The sequence below is a fragment of the Vibrio sp. 10N.222.52.B12 genome (assembly GCF_002875385.1).
Classification (GTDB): Bacteria; Pseudomonadota; Gammaproteobacteria; order Enterobacterales; family Vibrionaceae; genus Vibrio; species Vibrio jasicida.
In genome coordinates, this window is the sequence record NZ_MDAW01000136.1 from 52,685 (window position 1) to 60,510 (window position 7,826).

Genomic DNA, 7,826 nt, shown 5'->3' on the forward strand with positions numbered 1-7,826 from the left:
AAAAGGTCTAAAGATGGAACTCAATACCCTTATTGTAGGCATCTACTTTCTATTCTTAATTGCAATAGGTTGGATGTTCAGAACGTTTACCAATACGACTAGTGACTATTTCCGAGGCGGCGGCAACATGCTTTGGTGGATGGTTGGTGCAACGGCCTTCATGACGCAGTTCTCTGCATGGACGTTTACTGGTGCTGCTGGTAAAGCTTATAACGATGGTTTCGCGGTTGCGGTTATCTTCCTAGCAAACGCATTCGGTTACTTCATGAACTTTGCTTATTTCGCACCAAAGTTCCGCCAGCTACGCGTAGTGACGGTAATTGAAGCGATTCGTATGCGTTTCGGCACCACGAACGAACAAGTCTTTACTTGGTCTTCAATGCCAAACAGTGTGGTATCTGCTGGTGTTTGGTTGAATGCACTGGCGATCATCGCTTCTGGTATTTTCGGCTTTGATATGACAGCAACCATCTGGATTACCGGTTTGGTGGTACTGATGATGTCAGTGACGGGTGGCTCTTGGGCGGTTATCGCGTCTGACTTCATGCAGATGGTCATTATCATGGCGGTAACGGTAACTTGTGCAGTTGTTGCGATCGTTCAAGGCGGCGGCATTACTGAAGTCATCAATAACTTCCCTGTCGCAGAAGGCGGTTCTTTCGTCTCTGGTAACAACCTGAACTACCTAAGCATCTTTAGCATTTGGGCGTTCTTCATCTTTGTTAAGCAGTTCTCTATTACTAACAACATGTTGAACTCTTACCGCTACCTTGCAGCAAAAGACTCGAAAAACGCGAAGAAAGCAGCATTGCTAGCGTGTGTTCTAATGCTAGGCGGTGTATTCATTTGGTTCATGCCTTCTTGGTACATTGCGGGTCAAGGCGTAGACCTATCAGCCGCTTACCCAGATGCAGGTAGCAAAGCAGGCGACTTCGCTTACCTTTACTTCGTACAAGAATACATGCCAGCAGGTATGGTTGGCCTTCTCGTAGCAGCAATGTTTGCCGCGACCATGTCTTCAATGGACTCAGGTCTAAACCGCAACTCTGGTATCTTCGTTAAGAACTTCTACGAACCAGTAGTTCGCCGTGGCCAAGCATCAGAGAAAGAGCTAGTAACGGTATCGAAAATTACGTCAACGGTATTTGGTATTGCCATCATCCTGGTTGCGCAGTTCATCAACTCACTAAAAGGTCTGAGCCTGTTCGACACCATGATGTACGTAGGTGCCTTGATCGGCTTCCCAATGACAATCCCTGCATTCCTTGGCTTCTTTATTAAGAAGACACCTGACTGGGCTGGTTGGGGCACGCTAATTGTCGGTGGTCTTGTCTCTTACGTTGTTGGTTTCGTTATCACTGCTGACATGGTTTCTTCAGCATTCGGTCTTGAGCAGCTTACTGGTCGTGAATGGTCAGACGTTAAAGTCGCGATTGGTCTAGTTGGCCACATTACGCTAACGGGTGGCTTCTTTGTTCTATCAACGCTGTTCTACAAGCCTCTAAGTGAGAAACGTCAGGCAGACGTAGATAAGTTCTTCGACAACCTATCAACACCACTTGTTGCTGAATCTGCAGAACAGAAAGTTCTTGATAACAAGCAACGTCAAATGCTTGGCAAACTCATCGCAGTCGCTGGTGTAGGCGTAATGCTGATGGCGCTACTGCCAAACCCAATGTGGGGACGCTTAGTCTTCATCTTGTGTGGTGCCATTGTTGGTGGCGTTGGTCTGCTACTTGTTAAAGCAGTCGACGACAACGGTACTCAAACCCAACAAGCGGTAACCGAAAGCTAAATCTGCCTTATGAAGCGGTTGTACTCAGCCGCTTCATTCTTCCCTTATCACTCAGGTCTATTTGTTTACTTTTTTGTTAAGTCCGTTGCGGTTGAGACATTAAATAACCAGCGAATTTAACAAAGAAATAATCATACAAAATAAGCAAAATGTATAACCAAAGTTTCTTGTTGAAACGATAAGCGAATGTAATTAACGGGGTTCCATACTGACAAAGCTCATCATAAGTTATTGAATAATCGATTTTAAGTTCACAACAATCAGTTCTTGCAGATAGAATCAGAAGAATGTACTGGGTCAATCCGATTTCCAGTATTAATCACTTCATCACACAATTGAATTATTGTAGTACAAATAAATAATCGAACGGATAATATATCTGGCAGAAATCAATGACTATGAGAAGGTCGAAAAATGGAACTCAATACCCTGATTGTTGGCATCTATTTCCTATTCCTCATTGCGATAGGCTGGATGTTTAGAACATTTACAAGCACCACCAGTGACTACTTCCGCGGGGGCGGCAACATGCTGTGGTGGATGGTAGGCGCAACGGCGTTTATGACCCAGTTCAGTGCTTGGACATTTACTGGTGCGGCCGGTAAAGCGTACACCGATGGCTTCGCTGTAGCGACTATCTTCTTAGCGAATGCGTTCGGTTACTTGATGAACTACCTGTACTTCGCACCGAAATTCCGCCAGCTGCGCGTTATCACGCCGATTGATGCGATTCGCATGCGCTTTGGTCGCTTTAACGAGCAAGTATTCACTTGGTCTGGCATGCCAAGCAGCGTGATTTCTGCGGGTATCTGGTTGAATGGTTTGGCGATCATCGCATCGGGCATTTTCGGCTTCGATATGACAACCACCATTTGGATCACGGGTTTAGTGGTGCTGATGATGTCCGTAACGGGCGGCTCTTGGGCGGTTATCGCATCTGATTTTATGCAAATGGTCATCATCATGGCAGTTACGGTTACGTGTGCTGTGGTAGCAGTAGTAAAAGGGGGCGGGATTACGGAAATCATTGCGAACTTCCCTGTTCAAGAAAACGGCTCTTTCGTAACGGGTAACAACCTGAACTACCTCAGTATTTTTGGTATCTGGGCAGTGTTCATTTTCTTAAAACAGTTCTCTATAAACAACAACATGTTGAACTGTCACCGTTACCTAGCTGCAAAAGACTCTAAGAACGCGAAGAAAGCGGCATTGCTTGCGTGTGTACTAATGACAGTGGGCGTATTTATTTGGTTTACCCCTTCTTGGTTCATTGCAAGCCAAGGTGTTGACCTATCGGCGCACTACCCAGATGCAGGTTCAAAAGCAGGTGATTTTGCTTACTTGTACTTTGTTGAGCAATACATGCCAGCGGGCATGGTTGGTCTGCTGATTTCTGCGATGTTTGCAGCGACGATGTCGTCAATGGACTCAGGTTTGAACCGTAACTCAGGCATCTTCGTGATGAACTTCTACTTGCCGATTCTGCGCCCGAACGCGACAGAAAAAGAGCTGATGATCGTATCGAAAATCACCTCTACCTTCTTCGGCATCGCGATCATCTTGATTGCTCTGTTCATCAACTCGCTAAAAGGTCTGAGCCTGTTCGACACCATGATGTACGTTGGCGCGTTGATTGGTTTCCCAATGACGATTCCCGCGTTCTGTGGCTTCTTCATCAAGAGAACACCGGACTGGGCTGGCTGGGGCACATTGGTGGTAGGTGGCATCGTGTCTTACACGGTTGGTTTTGTCATCACACCGGAAATGATTCAAAACTGGTTTGATCTTCAGCCTCTAACAGGTCGTGAATGGTCAGATCTAAAAGTTGCGGTTGGTTTGATTGGTCACTTGGTGTTTACCGCAGGCTTCTTTGCTCTGTCGACACTGTTCTACAAACCGCTTGAAGAGAAACGCCAACAAGACGTTGACCGCTTCTTCAATAACTTAGCAACACCGTTGGTTTCTGACTCAACGGAACAGAAAAAACTGGATAACAAACAACGCCAAATGTTGGGTTCGTTGATTGCTGTGTCTGGTGTGGGTGTGATGGCGATGTTCTTACTGCCTAACCCATTCTGGGGACGCATGATTTTCGTGTTCTGTGGTGTGATTGTTCTTGGCGTCGGCGTGGCGCTGATGAGAGCAGTCGATGGCAACGCAGAGCGCGCTTCTGAGGGGGCTCCGATAACGGAGAACTCATAACGAGAAACAAGCGGTTGAGTATTCAACCGCTTTTTGTGCTTCTACAAAGAGATACATTATGAAAAAAACAATGCTTGCTGGCGTGGTTGCCGCGTCCATTTCTGCCCTGACCCTAGTAGGTTGTAACACTTCACCTTCTCAAACGACAGAAGCTGCGGCTCCCGCTGTTGTTGAAACCGCAGTGAATGACATCACTCGCGATTACTTGCTTGCTACGGATCGCTTAAACACAGTGGATGGCAGCGCACTTGAAGCGCAACCAGCAGACGCTGTGCAAGCATTGAAACAACAGATGGAGAATGCCGAAGACGGTACAACAATTACGATTCCTGCGGGTAAATACGCGGATCTTGATATCGTCACGGTGAAAGCCAACGACATTACCATCAAGGCGGAGCAACCTGGCAGCGTTTGGCTAACGGGTTTGGCTCAGCTTCGCCTTGAAGGTAACAACATCACTGTCGACGGTTTGGTGTTTACCGAAGGCGGCCCAGCTGAACGTTTCGGCGGCGTGCGTATGATGGGTAACAACAACACTTTGCAAAACTCTACGTTCTACTACTTCAACCACGCTTACGAATACCAACCAGACGAACGTCGCTCTGAATACCCGAAATACTTGTGGGTTTCACTTTGGGGTAAAGATGGCAAGGTGATCAATAACCGTTTTGAAGGTAAGCAAAAGCGCGGCACCTTAATTGGCGTACAAAAAGACGACACACCAGATAACCACCTTATTGCTAACAACATTTTCTTGGACCAAAAACCAAACCAGTTCAATGAATTCGACATCAAAGAAGCGATTCGCTACAACGGCAACAGCTGGGAAGCGATTCGAATTGGTGACTCTAAATCTTCTCAATGGGCATCAAACTCTAAGTTCACCAACAACCTGATGATTGATATGGATGGTGAGCGTGAGCTGATTTCGATTAAGTCAGGCGGCAATGAAATCTCTGGCAACACCATCTTTGAAAGTGCCTCTCTGATTTCTCTTCGTCACGGTAAAGCGAACGTGGTGAAAGACAACGTGATTCTAGGTAATGAAAAACTGCTGACTGGCGGTATGCGTATTTATGATGAAGACCACGTGATTGAGAATAACTACATCACTGGCACGCGCGGTCGTGATGGCAAGATTGAAGGCAATGCGGATCTACGTGGCGGCATCGTGATCAACACCGGCATCATTGATGTAGCAAACGGCGAGCAACTAGACCAAGCAGTGAAAGGCAAAGAGCTCAACAAACAATGGACACCAAAGAACATCACCATTCGTAACAACACCCTTGTAGATACGGAATGGGGCATTGTCTACGGCAACCAAACGCACCGTGTGAGCCTGTTCAACAACAGTGAAGTGAAGAACATTTTCGCTGGCGTGGACGTTCACTTCGACAGCAACGTGGTTGATAACCACCAGCAAGAGCAATTCGTGAGTGTACGCGCGACAGAAGAGTTGCCGCTGGTGAATCCTACCTACAACAACGAAGTCTACGTCGGCACGGTGACTAACGCAGAGCAAATCGCTTCTTACTCGGTAGAGCTACCAAAAAGCGAACAAGTGAAAGGCTTTACTCAATACCAAGGCGTTGGTGCGGATACGAGCAAGCTATCTGTGGTAACGGCGGAAACAGCAGGGCCTGATTACCTCCTTTCAAACGCTCAAAAGTAATTCTGCTTTAGAGTTTGCTTCCAGTCTGGTGATACAAGCCAGACTGGTTTTCCTCTCCTTTCACCAGTAACCCCACAATAACTGAAGAAAATTTCACCACCCTACTGTCTCCCAAGATTGAGTTGTGGTTTAATTGTATGACAATTATAAAACTCTTTTCTTTTGCTGCGGATACACTCATGGATGCTGTTTTACATCAGTTGCAATTCTCGTTGTCGATCACAGGCCCCATCTGCTTAATGCTGGTATTGGGCGTTATCTTCAAACGCATTGGGCTTATCAACGACAACTTTATCGAAGTCGGTTCTAAACTGGTGTTTCAGGTCACGCTACCTGCGATGTTGTTCTTGAGTATCGTCGTCTCCGAGCATGATTTCTCTGCGGCTAGCGGCTTCGTCAATTACGGCATTGTTGCCAGCATCGCGTTTTTCATCTTCACTTTTATCTCCGTCAAACTGTTCTTCAAATCTTCACCCGACCAAGGCGTTTTAATCCAAGGTGGCTTTCGTGCCAATACGGGCATCATCGGCATTGCGTATGTGGCGAATGCTTACGGTTCACAAGGTGTCGCTCTAGCCGCGCTTTATGTTGCGGTGACCACCTTTATCTATAACGTGCAAGCGGTGATTTGTTTGTCTCCAAAAGGGGCAACGTCTGGATCTCAAGCCGCCAAAATGATGGTGAGAACCTTAACGCGCAACCCACTGATCATCGCAATCGTCTCTGGCATGGTGTTCTACCTTCTGTCGATTCCGGTTCCGGATGTGGCGATTGATGCCGGTAACTATCTATCGAAGATGACGCTTCCCCTTGCACTCTTGTGTACCGGTGGCTCACTCGATCTAAGTTTGATGAAGAAAGAGAAAGGACCATCTTGGTTTGCTAGCAGCTACAAACTGATCGTTGCCCCTACCGTGATAACAACAGGCGCGTATTTAGTTGGCTTTAGAGGGATTGAGCTTGGCATTCTGTTCTTTATGAACGCCTCTCCTGTGGCGGCAGCAAGTTATGTCATGGCACGTTCGATGGGAGGAAACTCCGTCTTAGCAGCGAACATCATTGCTTTAACAACCGTGCTTTCAACAATCACTTGCACATTGGGTATTGTCATCCTTAAGAGTTACAGTCTCATTTAATCGAAACATATACCCAAGTGGGAGATATCGGCATACGCTTCCCTTTAATTAACCGATATAATGCGCTAAAAAATAAGGATTTCTAGAATGAAGCTCATCGCATTATGTTTAGGTGCGTGTTTAAGTGTTGTTAGCCTTGCCGCGAATGCCTCTTCAACGACATATGTTCGCTATCAACACCTCGGAAAAATCGGATACGGTAAGCTCGTTGAAGACTCAATTTATCCTCTTAAGGGGGATATTTTCTCTGACTCATCCCTTTCATCCCGAAAAATGTCTGTCCGTGATGTAAACCTGTTACTTCCAACTAAGCCTGAAAAAGTATTCGTTGTTCAAGCCCAAAAACAGCTTGGTGAAACACAAGCAAACGATTATCAATTTTCGTTTAAACTCCCCTCAGCCTTAATTTCGAAAGGTGTTCCTATTCAAATACCAACCGATGCGAAGAACATAGAGTATTCCAGCTCCTTAGTCGTCGTGATAGGAAAGCAAAGTAAGAACATCGATACCAAGCAAGCGTCAGCCGCTATATTTGGACTCACCGTTGGGGGCGATCTTACGGAACCAAACTGGCTGCAGCGTGATGCCCATTCGTTAAGAGCCAAAAGTGCCGACGGTTTTGCCCCAATTGCGAATGAGATCGTTCGCGGACTCGATTTCACCCGGATTCATGTTTCTTCGAAAATCAACGGTAAAGCAATTAACGATGATGCCTTGGCAGAAATGACCTATTCTCCAGCAGAAGTTGTGAGTGAACTCAGCCAGTATTTTACACTCAAACCAGGCGATTTAATTTACATCGACTTACCAACTCACACTGTTGAAGTGAAAGATAACGATGTCGTTTCTGTTTCACTCAACGGCATCGTTAAAGTTGAAAACAAAATTATGTTTTAACCGATACAAAAAAGCCGAACAGCAGTCACTGTTCGGCTTTTTATTTCATCTAACATCAAATAGATAGGGAATAATCCACTCATCTCATCTAAGCTAAAAAATTGGTTCATCGCGGCTTTCC

At 46.1% G+C, this 7,826-nt stretch carries 5 protein-coding genes; all 5 read left to right on the plus strand.

The genetic code is table 11. The features are described from left to right. Positions 1 to 13: 13 nt before the first annotated feature. The 5 genes from BCT11_RS19105 to BCT11_RS19125 all read left to right on the plus strand — a co-directional run bounded on the left by BCT11_RS19105 (position 14) and on the right by BCT11_RS19125 (position 7,705). Positions 14 to 1,795 (plus strand): transporter, encoded by a 1,782-nt coding sequence (locus BCT11_RS19105; RefSeq protein WP_038866972.1) that lies wholly within the window; start codon positions 14 to 16, stop codon positions 1,793 to 1,795. Positions 1,796 to 2,209: 414 nt separating this feature from the next. After that, positions 2,210 to 3,997 (plus strand): transporter, encoded by a 1,788-nt coding sequence (locus BCT11_RS19110; protein WP_102388995.1) that lies wholly within the window; start codon positions 2,210 to 2,212, stop codon positions 3,995 to 3,997. Between the two features lie 58 nt (positions 3,998 to 4,055). Further along, positions 4,056 to 5,672 carry a polysaccharide lyase 6 family protein gene (locus tag BCT11_RS19115; RefSeq protein ID WP_102388996.1) on the plus strand — a complete coding sequence of 539 codons (1,617 nt, stop codon included), beginning with the start codon at positions 4,056 to 4,058 and terminating at the stop codon, positions 5,670 to 5,672. 179 nt (positions 5,673 to 5,851) lie between these two features. Then, entirely contained in the window at positions 5,852 to 6,808 is a 957-nt protein-coding gene (locus BCT11_RS19120) for an AEC family transporter (RefSeq protein WP_198593970.1), read from the plus strand. Positions 6,809 to 6,895: 87 nt separating this feature from the next. Continuing rightward, positions 6,896 to 7,705, plus strand: a complete 810-nt coding sequence (locus BCT11_RS19125) for a fumarylacetoacetate hydrolase family protein (protein ID WP_102388997.1) — start codon at positions 6,896 to 6,898, stop codon at positions 7,703 to 7,705. The last annotated feature ends 121 nt before the right edge of the window (positions 7,706 to 7,826 follow it).